We start from the raw sequence: 14,216 nt of genomic DNA, 5'->3' as shown, positions 1-14,216 counted from the left end.
AAATGCCTGATATAGTTGATATTGCTGTGAGTGCCGATGGATTTACTACTCTTGTAGCTGCGGTGAAAGCTGCGGGACTAGTTGAAGTTTTGAAAAGTCCTGGTCCATTCACCGTTTTTGCACCCACCGATGATGCTTTTGCCAAACTTCCTCCCGGCACCGTTCACACCCTCGTCCAAAATCCGCCACAACTTGCGCGTATTCTTAAATATCACGTCGTACCCGGAAAGTTGATGCAAGCGGATTTGGCAAATATTCATTCTCTAACTTCGGTGGAAGGTTCCGAAATCCGAATTAATATATCTGATAACTTTGAAGTGAAGAATGCAACAGTAATTGCTGCGGATATCGAAGCAGACAACGGTGTGATTCATGTACTTGATAACGTCATCTTAATGGGATGAGTTAGTTATCAATTCATTTCTGGCAAAGCTACATCTTCATATATTGTGGCGATCGCACACCGAAAATCAACACTAGCTAGATGCACCTCTTCCCCTTTTTCATAAGGGTAAAGCACCCAGCGTCCTTCTTCGTTGCGACGAAAGCATTCAACACTCATCGTATCTTGAGAAATCAGCACGTATTCTTGTAATGACTGCAAATGTCGGTAGTCCGTGAACTTCTTACCTCGGTCAAAAGCTTCCGTACTACCAGACAACACCTCTACAATCAAACAAGGAGAAGATTTAAAATATTCAAATTCTCTATCTTGTGTATCGCAAGTCACCATGACATCAGGATAGTAATAGCGATTTATCGCTTGAATTTGCGCTTTCATATCTGCCATATAAACGCGGCAACCACTACCCCGGAGGTGGCTTCGCAGCACGCTAAACAAGTTTCCGGTAATCGTAACATGGGCATCACTTGCCCCTGCCATTGCATAAACTTCCCCATCAATATACTCGTGCTTAACTTGACTGACTTTTTCGCCTTCTAGATATTCTTCCGGGGATATGTAATATTCGCGTTTGTTTGTAACCATCTTTTTGCTGGGACTGGGTAGCTATCTTCAACATTTTAACGCTGTTAATGTCCCACAGCGCCGCCAGTCGCCTTCACCTTTTTCAAGAAAATAATCGCAATTCCACTTAATAATAAAGCAATGCCAATAAAGTAGAAACAATCATTAAAAGCCATCACATACGCTTCTCTACGAACGATATTATCAATAGACTTTATCGCTTGGTCTTGCGCGGTACTCAAATCAGAACCACGACTGACAAAATACTGCGTCAATTGATTAATTCGCGCTTGAGTTTCTGGAGAAAATAAAGATATCGATTCCCCCAATCTATTCGAGTGAAATTGTTCTCTATTAGTTAACAAAGTTGCTAACAATGCAATTCCAATCGAACCGCCCATATTACGCATCATATTAAATAAACCGCTTGCCGAACCCGCATCTTTGGGATTTAATCCACCAGTAGCAATCGACGTAAGCGGAACCATAATCAGCGGTTGTCCCATCGCTCGGACAAGTTGTGACCAAATTAATTGATCGTGTCCTGTTTGATAAGTCATCCGCGAATTCATAAACGCGCTAATAGAGAACAAAACCACACCCACAGCAACCATTAAGCGCACATCAACACGCTTCATAACTCTGGGTAGAAAAGGAATAATCAGTAATTGCGGCATCCCAGCCCAGATTAGCACTTCACCAATTTGTAGGGCGTTATATCTTTGAATTTGTGTTAGATACAGCGGCAAAATATAAATTGAGCCATACAATCCTATACCCAGCGAAACATTAACAACACTGGCTAAACCAAAGTTGCGATAACGTATAAGTCGCAGATTAATAAATGGTTGCTTGCGAGTTAATTCTATAAAGAAAAATAGCGCTAGAAAAATTGCCGCAACTATACTTAAGCGGACAATTAAAGGTGAACCAAACCAATCTTTGCGGCTACCTTCTTCTAAAACTACTTGTAGGGAACCTAACCCAATCGCCATCGAAAGAATTCCCCACCAATCACCTTGTTTTAACAATTGCATTTGGGGTGGTTGTTGAGTGATGCCATACCAAACCCCAGCCAACATCAATGCCCCTGGAACTACATTTATATAAAAGTTGTACTCCCAACCTAAATTTTCTGTTAACCAACCTCCTAATGTGGGACCAACCGACGGTGCAAAAACTGCGGTAATCGCAAACGCGGCTAGTCCAACAGCTTGCTTTGCCGGGGGTAAAGTTGTCAGGACAACTGTTAGAGCAGTAGGAATTAAAACCCCGCCGCTGAAGCCTTGTAAAGCGCGGAAAAGAATCATAGAATTGAGATCCCACGCCCAAGCACAGCATATAGAAAAGAAGATAAATAAGGCGGTGTTAACTAACAAATATCGTTTGAGGGAAAATACCCGCGATAACCATCCAGTTAAAGGAATTACTACAATTTCTGCCACCAAATAAGCGGTAGAAATCCAAGAACCTTCTTCTAAAGTTGCCCCTAAAGATGCTTGAATATCTTGTAGCGAAGCGTTGGTAATTTGAATATCCAGCACCGCCATGAATGCACCAAGCATACTCGCCATTACACCAATCCAGGTTCTCAGCGGTACGTTATTAGAGGAAGTCTGATTGCCTTTGCCAACTGCATTTGTATTAGCCACAGCGGTACTCCGGTTGAGAAAGTGGGGCGTTGAAATAAAAGATATTTATATTTTCAAACTTGAGGCGATATTATAAATGTACCTTAAGGTAGATGCTGTTTTTCATATTGATTATAAATTTTCTTAAACGCAGATGCCTTTTATCTGTGTTCATCTGCGTGCATCTGCGGTTATTATTTCTTAAGCTTTTCCACTACTGGTTAATATCCCCTTTTGCTCATAAATTGGGCGAATAGATCGCCTTAAAGCAGGTAACTTTCTCACAAAAAATATAGACCCCAAAATACAAGCTATTCCATCAATTATTAGCGTATTGGTAGCGCCGATATGATTTGCTAAAAAACCTGCCAATAAGTTACCAAAAGGTATTGTACCCAAAAAAGACATTGTATATAAACTCATTACTCGTCCGCGTTTGTCATCATCTACAATTGTTTGTAAAACTGTGTTACCAGAAGCAATTTGTAGAATCGTTCCTAAACCGACAAAAAACAATGAAAATAAAGAAAGTGGCAAAAATCGCGATAGAGAAAAAGCAATCAGTCCACATCCTAAAATTGTTGGACCAAAGGCAATTAATCTGCCCAATCCTATTACTGTTCCCCGTGTAGCCAGATAAATTCCCCCAGATAAAGCGCCGACTCCTGACGCAGCCATCAAAAAGCCTAGTGTATCTGCGCCACCTTGCAAGATTTTTTCCGCAAAAATTGGCACAATTATTGTATATTGCATTCCCAGAAAACTGACTAAGGCTGATAATATTAATATTGCCCGAATTGGCGGAAAGCCAAAAGCATAATTAAATCCCTCTTTTACTTTTTGTATGGGATTGGCATTACTGACTTGGTATTTATTTGACTTAATATTCATCGCCAACAAAGCAGCAATTACAGCGATATAGCTGACACCATCAATTAAAAAACAGTAAGCTGCACCAACTTGAGCAATTAGTAAACCACCGATCGCAGGACCTATTAATCGCGCACCATTGAACATTGTCGAGTTGATGGCGATCGCATTCGCTAAATCGTCTCTTCTTTCAATTAATTCTGGCACAAATGCTTGTCGCGCCGGCGCATCTACAGCATTAATAAATCCTTGCAACAAACTTAAAGCGATAATATGCCAAATCTGAATTACGCCAGTTAATGCTAGCACTGCCAGCGTTAATGACTGAATCATCGCCAAGATTTGTGTACCAATTAAGGTACGATGGCGAGAAAAACGATCCACAAAAACGCCACCAAAGGGAGCGAGAAAAAAGCTAGGAATTTGACTGGTAAATCCCACAATTCCTAGCATTACAGGTGAATTTGTTAAATGATAAACTAACCAAATCGTGGCTAATTGCGTCATCCACGAGCCAATTAGAGATATACCTTGCCCGAGAAAAAATAAACGGTAGTTTCTTGACCTAAATGCCGGTATTCTCGGCTTTTTCTCAGTTGCTTGCGTCTTCATTAAAAGTTTAGTTTATACCAATACGCTTTCCATAAATATCACCTAACTTGACTGCAAACGCCTCTCCGGAGGTGGAAAGATATTGGAGAGGCGTAAAATGTTTTCATTCGCGTTTGGTATTACTTGACTTCTACCGCAACTTCCGCAGACATCCCAGGTGTAATTCGTGCTTCGTAGCCTTTGATGCTTTGTTGGTCGAAAACAACTTTCACAGGAATACGCTGCACAATTTTGGTAAAGTTACCTGTAGCGTTATCCGGTGGCAATAAGGCAAACTGAGCGCCGGAAGCTGGCGAAATACTGTCAACACGACCTTTAAAGCTGTGATGAGGAAATGAATCCAGTTTGATTTCTACTGGTTCTCCTGGCTTCATTTTTTCTAACTGGGTTTCTTTGAAGTTAGCGACTACCCAGTAATCGTTATTGACGATCGCCATCATCGGTGTTCCTACTTGCACGCGATTACCAACTTCTACATTTTTTCTACCCACACGTCCGGCTGCCGGTGCGGTAATGTTGGTGTAAGATAATTGCAGTTGCGCGTCTTTCAATGTCGCTTCCGCTTGGGAAATTGACGCTTTTGCCGCTTCGTACTGTCCGCGATTCACTGCTGTTTGCTGTCCGCCGGCGGTAGCTTGTTGCAGTCCTCCTTTGGATGCTGCAAGTTTCGCTTGAGCGCTGGTTACGCCTTCTTGCGCTTGTGCTAATTTTGACTGCGCTCTAGCTACTCCAACTCTCGCTGATGCTAACCGCGCTTGTGCTTGTTGTACTCCCTGAACAGCAGCATTCTTTTGCGCTACATTCACATTATAAGTTGATGTGGCTGTTTCAAGTTGTTGGCGAGCGATCGCACCTTGTTGAAACAAAGTCTTGTAACGGTTGTAATCAGCTTGCGCTCTTTGCAAGTTAGCATCAGCTTGGGCTACTTCCGCTTGTGCTGCGGGAATTCCCGCTTCTGCTAATTTCACGTCAGCTTGCGCGGCTGGTATTCCGGCTTGTGCTTCTTGCACTGCTGCTTTTGCTGTGGAAATCGCTGCTAATGCACCGCTAACATCGCCTTGTGCTTGATTTGTCTTCGCAGAGGTAGTTTGTGAAGCTAAAGCAATATTCGCTTCGGCTGCTTGTGCTTGACGCTGTGCGGTTGAAAGTGCTGCTTGTGCTTGCTGCACTTTATTTTGATAGTCTTGCGGATCGAGTTTTACTAGCAACTGTCCCTGTTGTACTAGTTGGTTATCGTTTACCAACACTTGGCTAACAGTTCCGGGAATCTTGCTGCTAACTTGGTTAATGTGTCCGGCTACTGTAGCGTTGTCTGTTTCTTGGTGGGTAGAGGCATATTCCCAGTAGCGATAACCAAATCCACCTGCGGCGATCGCACCTACTCCCAATACTCCCAAAATTATCCCAATCGGTTTTTTCCGCTTCGGTGCAGCTTTCTTTTGCTCTTCTTTTGCCGTCTCTGGCTGGATATTTTCCTTATCTACTGGCGTTTCAGCTGGTGCAGGCTTCTCTATGGTCCGAGCTTCCAGTGTTTCTAAGTCCACAATTAGCTCTTTATCCAAAACCGCTGAAGAGTGTCCGTTACGTTCATTTAAAGTTGTATTGCTGCGTTCCATAATTCTTAAGTCCCCCGATGGATGATTTAATTAACTAAATTTTATTTAGAAGGCGTAATATTTAACTTCAACTATTTATATCTCGTTTCCTTAGCATACGTAATATTTTGGCAAATAAATATGAACGGTGCTTCAGTCAATCGGGTGATTATGGCATATTCTTAAGACAGATTAGCGATCGCTCGATTGAGAAGTTGGGAAAACTGCTCGCGTTCAGAGTGGGAAATGCCACACATCGCTTGTTCACGCAAGTCGGCTGCAATTGGAGGTAAGACCGTTTCCAGTTGCGATCCTGCATCTGTAAGCCAAATGCGCCAAATGCGGCGATCGGACGAATCGCGTTCTCGACGAATCAAGCCGCGTTCTTCCATGCGATCGAGTACTCCAGTTAACGTACCTCCCACTTGTTGGAGTTTTTCGCCAATGCAGGAAGTAGGTAAACCGTCTTCTTGCCACAAACAGCATAAAACCAACCAGTGAAATGGCGTTAGTCCAAAGGGTTCTAACCGCTCAGTAAACTTGCGGGTGAGAAGTTGTGAAAGCAGTTTAACTCTGTAGCCAACATTATATGGTGCCAGAACTTGTTGCCAAGAGTCCACAGCTTGTAAATTTTTTGATGTAGAAATCATTTTCGGATTTCCTTAGCGTGCGTAATATTATTATAACCAAATAAATCTGTTTTTAGCAAGAGCTGCTCTAAGGGGACTTTCTTGACAAGGGAGACAAGGAGGACAAGGAAGACAAGGAGGACAAGGAGGACAAGGAGGAGATGGTGAATTTTCTCCCTTGTCTCCCCCCTCTCCCCCCTCTCCCCATCCCCCCCTCCCCCACTCCCCAACGCCAGGTGCTTCAAGCCGGGGAACCCGTCCAACGCACTGGCTCCTCCCTACTCCCCACTCCCCAATTGAATCAACTGGTAATCTTGCACAGTACCGAGAACTCGATGAGGAGTGGATAAAGCCGGCTGTTTAGCAGATATCCAAGCATAACTACCCGCACTTAGTTGAGAGACTTGTTGTACCTGCTTACCGTGGTGGGGAGTGTAGAAATTGAGGAGTACACCAGTTTTACCCCCTACTTGGACAAAGTTGATAGGATTAGTTTGGAGGATTTCGGCGATCGCTTTTTGTGTCAAGAAAGCTCTAACATCAGGATTGTAATCGCCAATAAAGCCGTTAAAACCAGCCACCGCCAAAGCCAACCAAGCCGGAATCAACCACCCCGCTATCCAGTAACGTGCTGTGAGAAACTTTTGACCAAAGCGATAACGACCGATCCACACTAAAGGTAAAATTAACCAACCCAACCCCAAAGCCAAAACGACAGTTGCATACTTGCGAATTTCCACCCCACCCACAGCAAAAGCAACTACACCCGCTAGCACAAGTAAAATACCCAATCCACCAAAAGCGTAGCTAAGATTTCGCGGAATCTCAAAATAGAGGGGGGGAGTGGGAGAGTGGGGGATGCTCCCGTAGAAAGTGGGGAAGCGTGGTGTTAGGAGTGAGGAGTTAGGAGTTAGGAGTTCTCCCCCTTGTCTCCCTTGTCCCCCTTGTCCCTTTTGTCCCCTTGTCCTCTTGTCTCCTTGTCTCCAAATCCGTTTGCTAAAAATTGCGCCAAGCCAGTCTAACCCGACAGATGCTAGCATTGCGATAAAGGGATAAAGAGCAAGACTATAATGAGGTAGGCGAGTAGAGAAAATACTAAGTTCAGCAAACAGAACTAGGGGAAAGCCAACTAATATCAATTGGTAGCGAGGAATGGGACGACGCACTAATAAGACTAAGCCTAAAAGAGCAAAGAAAAACCAAGGAAAAGCTTTTGCGGGTACATTCCAGAAATAAAATAGTATTCCATGATCGCCTCTATCATTCGACCCCAAGCGAAAAACAAAGCGGAATAATTCTTCAAAACTATTATTACCAAAGCGCTGCGAACTTAACCAAATCCAACTTAAAGTAGGAATTAAACCGACTGCAAACCCTAAATAAAACATCGGGTTGGTAAGATGACGATGGCGGCGATGTTCTCCAATAAGATAAGGTAATAAAGCTACGATTGGCAAAAAAATCATAAAGCTTCTGACTAGAAAGCCTAAACCGAAACTCAAACCGGCAATAAAGCGATAAAAAGAGCGATATTTTGGATGTAATTCTGCTTTGAGAAAAGACCAAATAGCTAAAAGTACCAGACAAATCATTGGTACATCAGGCGTACCTAATCGACAATATTGTAGCCAGAGAAATTCTACACTCAAAATTGCCGCAGCTAGCCAACCAAGTTTTTTACTAAGTATAATTTTACCGATTTCATATAAAAGGAGTATGCTCAGAATGCCAGCAATCATGCTAGTAAGTCGCACGCTAGCTTCACTTATACCAAACAGCTTGTAGGAACTGGCAATCATCCAATAAGGACCTGGTGTTTTGTGATGGGGTTCTGACCAAGGATTTATCCAATCACCAGACTCAAACATCACACGCGATCGCCAAGCATAAAGTCCTTCATCATGAGCCATCAAGCTATTGTTTCCAGAATTAAATAGCAATAATGGCAGTATCCATACCAACAAACTGATATAAGGAAATCCTCCCCAAAGATGAATTTGTTGCCAAAGAGAATTCAAATTTTTTATTTGATATTTCATTGAATTACAAATAACTTAAATTTGTTAAGTTGAAAAAGTTGTTAATTATTTCTCTCTATTTCTAGAATATGTAAGGTTGTATACAACTATTCTGCATCAAATACTACCTGAAATTTAGACTATTTTGGGAATAAGTTCTCGTTCAACAGAGGTTTATGCTACTAAGACCGAATCAACGCATTAAGCTAGATGATACAGACGACAAGCTGTTTTACGACTATCCCCGCTTCGTCACTCATGTGGATGAAGGCTTTATTCAACAGCTAACCGATTTATATCGTCAGCGACTAAAACCCGATATGCGTATCTTTGATATGATGAGCAGTTGGGTGTCTCATCTGCCAGAAGAGATGCAGTTTGCCCATGTTGAAGGACACGGACTCAACGCTGAAGAACTTGCACGCAACCCGCGCTTAGATCATTACTTTGTGCAAGACCTCAACGCCAATCCTCAGTTACCCTTGAAGGATGAAGATTTTGATGCTGTACTCAATTGCGTTTCCGTACAGTATTTGCAATATCCAGAGGCTGTGTTTTCCGAAATTCATCGCATCCTCAAACCGGGTGGTATCGCTATCTTCAGCTTTTCTAACCGCATGTTTTTTCAAAAGGCGATTCAAGCATGGCGGGAGGGTTCAGAAGCAAGTCGAGTTGAATTAGTTAAAAGCTATTTCTCCTCGGTTCCGGGATTTACTACTCCAGAAGTAATTACCCGTCAATCAACGGTTCCAAATATCTTGCAATGGTTGGGTGCGGGCGGAGGAGATCCGTTTTATGCTGTTATAGCTTCCCGGAGTTAAGCAATAGTTATGAGTTATGAGTTATGAGTGAGGAGTAAAACTCATAAATTTTTCCAGTAGCCCAGAAAATGCCCGAAAAAAATGTGATTCGAGATACCAAATCTTATCAAAAAGTAAATTTTCCGGGTGGAATCTCAAAGAAGCGCTGATAATTGCCTCAAAGAAGCATAAGGAGAAACCAAATATGATTGGACGCCGTGGACATAGGATTTTAGTGGCTTTGTTGCTTTCAGTGTTATTACTGACAACAGCTTGCGCTCCCAAGACACCAGGTCAATTTGACCAAGTGCAAAAAGAAAGCACACAAAAGAAAAGCGGTCAAGCAGTTGCTAAGAATGCAACTCAAGGTAGCGAATTTAACAAACTTTTTCCTGCGGAGCAAGCTGGATATCAACGTGTATTTACCCAAGAGAAAAAAGGCTTTGCAGAAGCGAATTTGAAAAAAGGCGGCAAAGTTATGGCGCAACTGGCTGTTTCTGACACCACCAGCACTCCAAGTGCAGCGGCAAAATACTCTAGTAGTACCAAAAAAATTGGCGGTTATCCGGCAGCGACACTTGGCAATACTCAAACGTCGGTTTTGGTGGGTAAGTATCAAGTGAAAGTGATTTCCAAAGATCCGTCATTTACAGCAAGCGATCGCGAAGATTGGATAGAGAAATTTAATCTCAGCGGTCTAGCGCAATTGAAATAAACTTCACTACTGCGATTAAAATAAAACACGCTATCTAAGGAGATTTTCGGAACCGTGAGCAAATCCATTTTTGAGTTAGTTGACCAATTGCCTACCGGTGGCTTGACTGTTTCTCTGTTGAATTCCCTTGATTTTGTTGCTCCTGGTCAATGGCATAATGTGGTAGGTTTTGTCAATACCATTAAGACTGTTACCGGCGAAACTGACGAAGACCTAATTCAGCAAATTGGCGAGAGAGCAATTTATCTTTACAACGATCGCTCTCAAGGATACCAAAGAGCTATGTGGTTGTACCAAACTGTTGATGGTACAGATAAAGCGCTTGGTGCAGCAGCTTTAGCGAATAAGGTAGGTGAGTCAATTCCGTTATTGGGTTTTTTAAATAAAGTTACTCCCAAACCAGACAAAGCTCAAACCATTGACTTAGCACTAAAATTAGTTACTGAGTTAGTAGCTTTCTGCCAAATTAACGGTATCCCCGGAGACAGCATAGGCGATTTTGTCGCTTCTTTGGGTGAATATAGCGGTGAGTCTCTCATCCGCATGGTAGCGTTAGTTTGCGTTGATGGTTTGATACCCTTGGGTCCCGACTTCATCAACAAAGCGTTATCTAGCATTAATCAAACCAGTCCGCAAGACTTAGAGCAAAACTCGACTTTTAAGAACATCCAAGATTCGATTCCCGGTAATAATTCTAGTAGCAAACTCAACTTTATCGGCGAAAGTTTCGATTCAGTCAAAGGCTGGATGGGTAATCTCGTCGCGTCGAATAATTTAACGCCACAGAAAGTTGTTAATAATTTGCAAAACTTTACGCAGATTGCTGACGATAAATTGGATTACCTAGCGGCGTTTTTAGATGTGAGTACGAATTACTACGAACACACAGGTACGCAAACTTTAGCGCGTCGCTTGATTGAACGAGCATTAGCTGAGATTTAGACTTAGAGCTAATGGTTAATGGAAGATCCCCGACTTTTTGGAAAAGTCGGGGATCTGAGTGTTTTTAGTCATCAGCTATTAACTTTCATTGCGATGCCTGCGGCGGGCAAAGCGATCGCTTTATTTTGGCAAACGCAAATCTGCGACAATTGCACTCAGATAAGATTCGATCAATTCAAAATTTTCGACTTTCTCAAACTTACCTGTTTTTGCTGCCGGGTCAAAAGCAGTATGAATGACGTAAAGTGAAGCACCGTCAAAAGCAACATAACCGAGATTTTGCTCGTAGACCTTACCACCTTGTTGAATTCCTCTAAAGCCGTAACGCATCCCGTGAAGCATTCCAAAGGGAACTTGTTGCGGTGGTTGAGGTGAAAAAGAAATGCCACCATATCTACTCTGACGGTCTTTTGATAATACAGCGTAATGGTCTGCGACCCAAGCATTAAGTGCTGTCAATACCTGCGTTTGGTAGTTGGGACTTTGTAAATCCACTTTTGCCCCAGGTGGAATACCAGCAGCTACCAGCATTTTTTGGAAATTCGGTTGATTTGCCAATGGGTAAACTTGCATCTCAACTGTACCCAAAACTTTTCCTTGAGAGGAGACACACAACAACGGTGCATTTCCTTCACAAGGTTCTACCTTCCAACCTGGTGGAGTAGCAGTTTTCCCCAGAACACTCTTCCAGATATTTCCTTCAGTAGGTTTGGATGCTGAGTTAGTTTGAGTCAGTGTTGCAACCGGCTTGGGTTGTCGAACTGGATTTCTCTGCAATTTGTCGGTGGAAGAATTAGGGTGAACAAATTTGAATACTATCGGTGTTAATATCAGCAAAATAAAACCAATCAGAAGATGATAAACTCGCAGCATTTTTCCAGAAAATCCATAGTGGCAAACTGACGTTACCTGTAAAACTTTGCGATTATACCAAAAGATACATTGACATTAGGTTAATTTATGCAAAATAAATTATTTCCAAGAGTATTTATAGCGATCGGCTAGCAACGCAGACTTATTTCGCAACCATCCCGAAAATTTTGGGCGTTGCTGAAGCGCTCAGATGAATCATCGTTTCTCTGGTGCGCCTAAAAGTGAAATTTTCATACCTTGATTCAGCAACGCTATAACTTCTGAGTCGGATGAGTGATGCCTTAGTCTAACATTGAATGTCTAGCAACCCATTCCGTATGAGTGAAACCGTCTACATTGAAACCAGTATCTTGGGCTACCTCACAGCCAGATCGACCAAAAATTTAATCCTTGCGGGAAATATTGAGGTGACGAGAGATTGGTGGCAACTGCGCCGAAGCACCTTCAATCTCTACATATCGCAAGTTGTTTTGGACGAGGTAGCACAAGGCGATGCAGAAATAGCTGCCCAACGACTTGAAGTATTGCAGGATGTGCCATGAAGGAGAAGTGACTGAAACTGTAGAGAACTTAGCTGCACAGTTTATGGCGAGGAGCAATCTCCCCCCAAAAGCCTCTGATGATGCGATTCATATTGCGCTGGCTACAGTTAACCGTCTCGATTACCTGTTAACCTGGAATTGTAAACACATTGCAAACGCGCAAATCTAAAAAAAGTTGTTGGAAATTTGCGTAAGCTTTGGACACACTTTGCCGATAATTTGCACACCTTATGAGCTAATGGGAGAGTAAGCTATGTGGCAAAATGAAATCTTAGACGAAATTCATCGAATTCGTGAGGAACACGCGAAGTCTTTTAATTATGACTTAAAGGCGATCTGCGAAGATTGGCGAAGAAAGCAGGCGCAAAGTGGGTTTCACAAACAATAGACACTCATTGACAGCCAACATCTGTAAAATGTCGTGGGGTGTTGAGGATCTAGTAAACAAGGCTGTCCATTTTTGTCCAGGTTCAGCCCAAGGCAGGCAGTTTGTTACGCTATCTCCTGAGCAGCTGTCTAACACGGCGTTGGAGCCGAACGTACAAGAGCGAGCTGTTGATCTCAACAAGTGATTTACGTCGGCTCAATTTAGCCGTTATCTAGAGGTCACGCTACTAGGAAGAGCGGGAACGCTCATAGCGCACATCCGCTCTTGCTGAGTCGCTTTGCGACACCAAGGCGAACGTGCTTCGCCCTACACCACAATCCCTAAAATATGCGATCGCCATCTTCAGCATGGATAAAACTCACCCGCTATGAGCGCGATGCTCCTTTATGGAGCCTTCAAATTGTGCGATGGCGCGGAGCGCCCGCTTTGAAGCGATCGCACTCTTTATATCTAGCAAACACTTAAGGCTGTATTATACACTAAATTTATACAGGTGTGATAAGTTTAGCCCATGAATTTTGAGTGGGATGAGCGAAAAAACGAACTTAACATTAATAAACACGGTTTCGATTTTGCTGATGCTTATCGAGTTTTTGATTTGCCGATGGCAGTTGACCTTGACGAGCGCAGCGACTATGGTGAAGATCGATGGATCGGCACTGGACTTCTGGATGAACGGATTGTAGTGGTTGTATACACTGAGCCTGATGAAGGAATAATTCGTATCATCTCGTTGAGGAAAGCACTCTCACATGAAAAAAGGCGTTATGAGCAATACCTCAAGAACCGACTGGGCTAGAATTGATGCAATGACTGACGATGACATCGACACTTCAGATATTCCACCTCTTACAGACGAATTTTTCTCGAAGGCAAAGTTACGAATGCCTGTATCATCATTGGCTACAGTTGCTATTCGTGTTGATTCTGAAACGTTGGCATGGTTCCAATCAAAGGGTGAAGAGGCTGAACAGCATATGGCTGCTGCACTAAGAATCTATGCAGAAGCACAAAAAAATGCTGCTACAGTGCGTCAATCAACCTAACAACTCCAATGCACACGACCGTACAGAGGTTTCTGTTGGTCGTTCGAGGTTATCTGAATAGCTGATACGGGCCGCTACACGGAGCCTAGAAGTATTGCTGTGCAATACCTCCAGCAAAATTTTATTTTAGCTAAAATTCCCTGTCTCAAAACTATTGCTAAAAGGGAATTCTACCTTTTTTTGTTACCACGAAAAAACAAAAAGCCCTCGAAGGGGCCCCTAGTAGTAATATCAATACCTTCGCAAGCCTGAGCAAGGATTAACGATTCTAAACCATCAATGGCGCCATTATATGCAGCGAGTGCTTTTGCTGTTCGTTCTGATACCGCAGATGGGTCATCACTTTTAAGTCCTGTAGAGGTGATGAAACCGCTACCACCAGGAGTGTACTCAATTTCAATAAACTGATTGATACCGATAGATATAATGTGCTTTATAATCGAGACGGCGCTTAGAACTTGACAGGGCGCGCTTTACACAAATTGATTGCCCAACCAATCTAACCTCACTTTACATAAACTGTACGTTCTTATGTACTGATGCGCGTTAGTATAGCCGCCAATAAACGAAGAAGGGTGTCTGCACTAT

General features: G+C 42.8%; 15 protein-coding genes. 8 read left to right on the top strand and 7 right to left on the bottom strand.

The window, feature by feature from the left end:
* The first annotated feature begins 2 nt into the window (after positions 1 to 2).
* Positions 3 to 404 (top strand): fasciclin domain-containing protein, encoded by a 402-nt coding sequence (locus tag PI95_RS00740; protein ID WP_039752991.1) that lies wholly within the window; start codon positions 3 to 5, stop codon positions 402 to 404.
* An 8-nt stretch (positions 405 to 412) separates the two neighbouring features.
* Here PI95_RS00740 and PI95_RS00735 read toward each other — a convergent pair whose 3' ends face one another.
* The 6 genes from PI95_RS00735 to PI95_RS00710 all read right to left on the bottom strand — a co-directional run bounded on the left by PI95_RS00735 (position 413) and on the right by PI95_RS00710 (position 8,343).
* Positions 413 to 988 (bottom strand): Uma2 family endonuclease, encoded by a 576-nt coding sequence (locus tag PI95_RS00735; RefSeq protein WP_039752992.1) that lies wholly within the window; start codon positions 986 to 988, stop codon positions 413 to 415.
* A gap of 44 nt (positions 989 to 1,032) precedes the next feature.
* Positions 1,033 to 2,619: a DHA2 family efflux MFS transporter permease subunit gene (locus tag PI95_RS00730; protein WP_039752993.1), complete on the bottom strand. Its 1,587-nt coding sequence runs from the start codon at positions 2,617 to 2,619 to the stop codon at positions 1,033 to 1,035.
* 180 nt (positions 2,620 to 2,799) lie between these two features.
* Complete coding sequence (locus PI95_RS00725) at positions 2,800 to 4,080, bottom strand: MFS transporter (RefSeq protein WP_039752995.1); 1,281 nt, start codon at positions 4,078 to 4,080, stop codon at positions 2,800 to 2,802.
* 119 nt (positions 4,081 to 4,199) lie between these two features.
* Positions 4,200 to 5,696, bottom strand: a complete 1,497-nt coding sequence (locus PI95_RS00720; RefSeq protein WP_039752996.1) for an HlyD family secretion protein — start codon at positions 5,694 to 5,696, stop codon at positions 4,200 to 4,202.
* A 161-nt stretch (positions 5,697 to 5,857) separates the two neighbouring features.
* Positions 5,858 to 6,325, bottom strand: a complete 468-nt coding sequence (locus PI95_RS00715; RefSeq protein WP_039752998.1) for a MarR family winged helix-turn-helix transcriptional regulator — start codon at positions 6,323 to 6,325, stop codon at positions 5,858 to 5,860.
* Positions 6,326 to 6,582: 257 nt separating this feature from the next.
* The gene (locus PI95_RS00710) at positions 6,583 to 8,343 is read right to left on the bottom strand and encodes an ArnT family glycosyltransferase (RefSeq protein ID WP_039753000.1); all 1,761 of its coding nucleotides are present in this window, start codon (positions 8,341 to 8,343) and stop codon (positions 6,583 to 6,585) included.
* A gap of 155 nt (positions 8,344 to 8,498) precedes the next feature.
* Between PI95_RS00710 and PI95_RS00705 the strand changes: the two genes are divergently transcribed.
* The 3 genes from PI95_RS00705 to PI95_RS00695 all read left to right on the top strand — a co-directional run bounded on the left by PI95_RS00705 (position 8,499) and on the right by PI95_RS00695 (position 10,779).
* Complete coding sequence (locus tag PI95_RS00705) at positions 8,499 to 9,143, top strand: class I SAM-dependent methyltransferase (protein ID WP_039753001.1); 645 nt, start codon at positions 8,499 to 8,501, stop codon at positions 9,141 to 9,143.
* A gap of 184 nt (positions 9,144 to 9,327) precedes the next feature.
* Positions 9,328 to 9,837: a hypothetical protein gene (locus PI95_RS00700; protein WP_039753002.1), complete on the top strand. Its 510-nt coding sequence runs from the start codon at positions 9,328 to 9,330 to the stop codon at positions 9,835 to 9,837.
* Between the two features lie 54 nt (positions 9,838 to 9,891).
* Complete coding sequence (locus PI95_RS00695) at positions 9,892 to 10,779, top strand: hypothetical protein (protein ID WP_039753003.1); 888 nt, start codon at positions 9,892 to 9,894, stop codon at positions 10,777 to 10,779.
* A 120-nt stretch (positions 10,780 to 10,899) separates the two neighbouring features.
* Here PI95_RS00695 and PI95_RS00690 read toward each other — a convergent pair whose 3' ends face one another.
* Positions 10,900 to 11,652, bottom strand: a complete 753-nt coding sequence (locus PI95_RS00690; RefSeq protein ID WP_039753004.1) for a hypothetical protein — start codon at positions 11,650 to 11,652, stop codon at positions 10,900 to 10,902.
* A 296-nt stretch (positions 11,653 to 11,948) separates the two neighbouring features.
* Between PI95_RS00690 and PI95_RS35490 the strand changes: the two genes are divergently transcribed.
* From PI95_RS35490 to PI95_RS36595, 4 genes are all read left to right on the top strand, one after another.
* A complete protein-coding gene (locus PI95_RS35490; protein ID WP_236116881.1) occupies positions 11,949 to 12,194 on the top strand; it encodes a PIN domain-containing protein in 246 nt (81 codons plus the stop codon).
* Positions 12,195 to 13,093: 899 nt separating this feature from the next.
* Positions 13,094 to 13,381, top strand: a complete 288-nt coding sequence (locus PI95_RS00680; protein ID WP_039753005.1) for a BrnT family toxin — start codon at positions 13,094 to 13,096, stop codon at positions 13,379 to 13,381.
* Positions 13,382 to 13,391: 10 nt separating this feature from the next.
* A complete protein-coding gene (locus PI95_RS00675; protein WP_236116880.1) occupies positions 13,392 to 13,628 on the top strand; it encodes a BrnA antitoxin family protein in 237 nt (78 codons plus the stop codon).
* A gap of 279 nt (positions 13,629 to 13,907) precedes the next feature.
* Complete coding sequence (locus tag PI95_RS36595) at positions 13,908 to 14,036, top strand: hypothetical protein (protein WP_268896624.1); 129 nt, start codon at positions 13,908 to 13,910, stop codon at positions 14,034 to 14,036.
* Positions 14,037 to 14,216 lie beyond the last annotated feature (180 nt).

This window comes from Hassallia byssoidea VB512170 (assembly GCF_000817785.2).
Classification (GTDB): domain Bacteria; phylum Cyanobacteriota; class Cyanobacteriia; order Cyanobacteriales; family Nostocaceae; genus Hassallia; species Hassallia carrinoi.
The sequence above is the reverse complement of the archived record's forward strand: the minus strand, read 5'-3'. Positions and strand labels throughout refer to the sequence as shown.

Bases quoted from the DNA above. Each gene is read 5' to 3' on its own strand.
- PI95_RS00740 (WP_039752991.1), top strand. From the start codon at position 3: ATGCCTGATATAGTTGATATTGCTGTGAGTGCCGATGGATTTACTACT.
- PI95_RS00735 (WP_039752992.1), bottom strand. From the start codon at position 988: ATGGTTACAAACAAACGCGAATATTACATATCCCCGGAAGAATATCTA.
- PI95_RS00725 (WP_039752995.1), bottom strand. From the start codon at position 4,080: ATGAAGACGCAAGCAACTGAGAAAAAGCCGAGAATACCGGCATTTAGG.
- PI95_RS00720 (WP_039752996.1), bottom strand. From the start codon at position 5,696: ATGGAACGCAGCAATACAACTTTAAATGAACGTAACGGACACTCTTCA.
- PI95_RS00715 (WP_039752998.1), bottom strand. From the start codon at position 6,325: ATGATTTCTACATCAAAAAATTTACAAGCTGTGGACTCTTGGCAACAA.
- PI95_RS00710 (WP_039753000.1), bottom strand. From the start codon at position 8,343: ATGAAATATCAAATAAAAAATTTGAATTCTCTTTGGCAACAAATTCAT.
- PI95_RS00705 (WP_039753001.1), top strand. From the start codon at position 8,499: ATGCTACTAAGACCGAATCAACGCATTAAGCTAGATGATACAGACGAC.
- PI95_RS00700 (WP_039753002.1), top strand. From the start codon at position 9,328: ATGATTGGACGCCGTGGACATAGGATTTTAGTGGCTTTGTTGCTTTCA.
- PI95_RS00690 (WP_039753004.1), bottom strand. From the start codon at position 11,652: ATGCTGCGAGTTTATCATCTTCTGATTGGTTTTATTTTGCTGATATTA.
- PI95_RS35490 (WP_236116881.1), top strand. From the start codon at position 11,949: ATGTCTAGCAACCCATTCCGTATGAGTGAAACCGTCTACATTGAAACC.
- PI95_RS00680 (WP_039753005.1), top strand. From the start codon at position 13,094: ATGAATTTTGAGTGGGATGAGCGAAAAAACGAACTTAACATTAATAAA.
- PI95_RS00675 (WP_236116880.1), top strand. From the start codon at position 13,392: ATGACTGACGATGACATCGACACTTCAGATATTCCACCTCTTACAGAC.
- PI95_RS36595 (WP_268896624.1), top strand. From the start codon at position 13,908: ATGGCGCCATTATATGCAGCGAGTGCTTTTGCTGTTCGTTCTGATACC.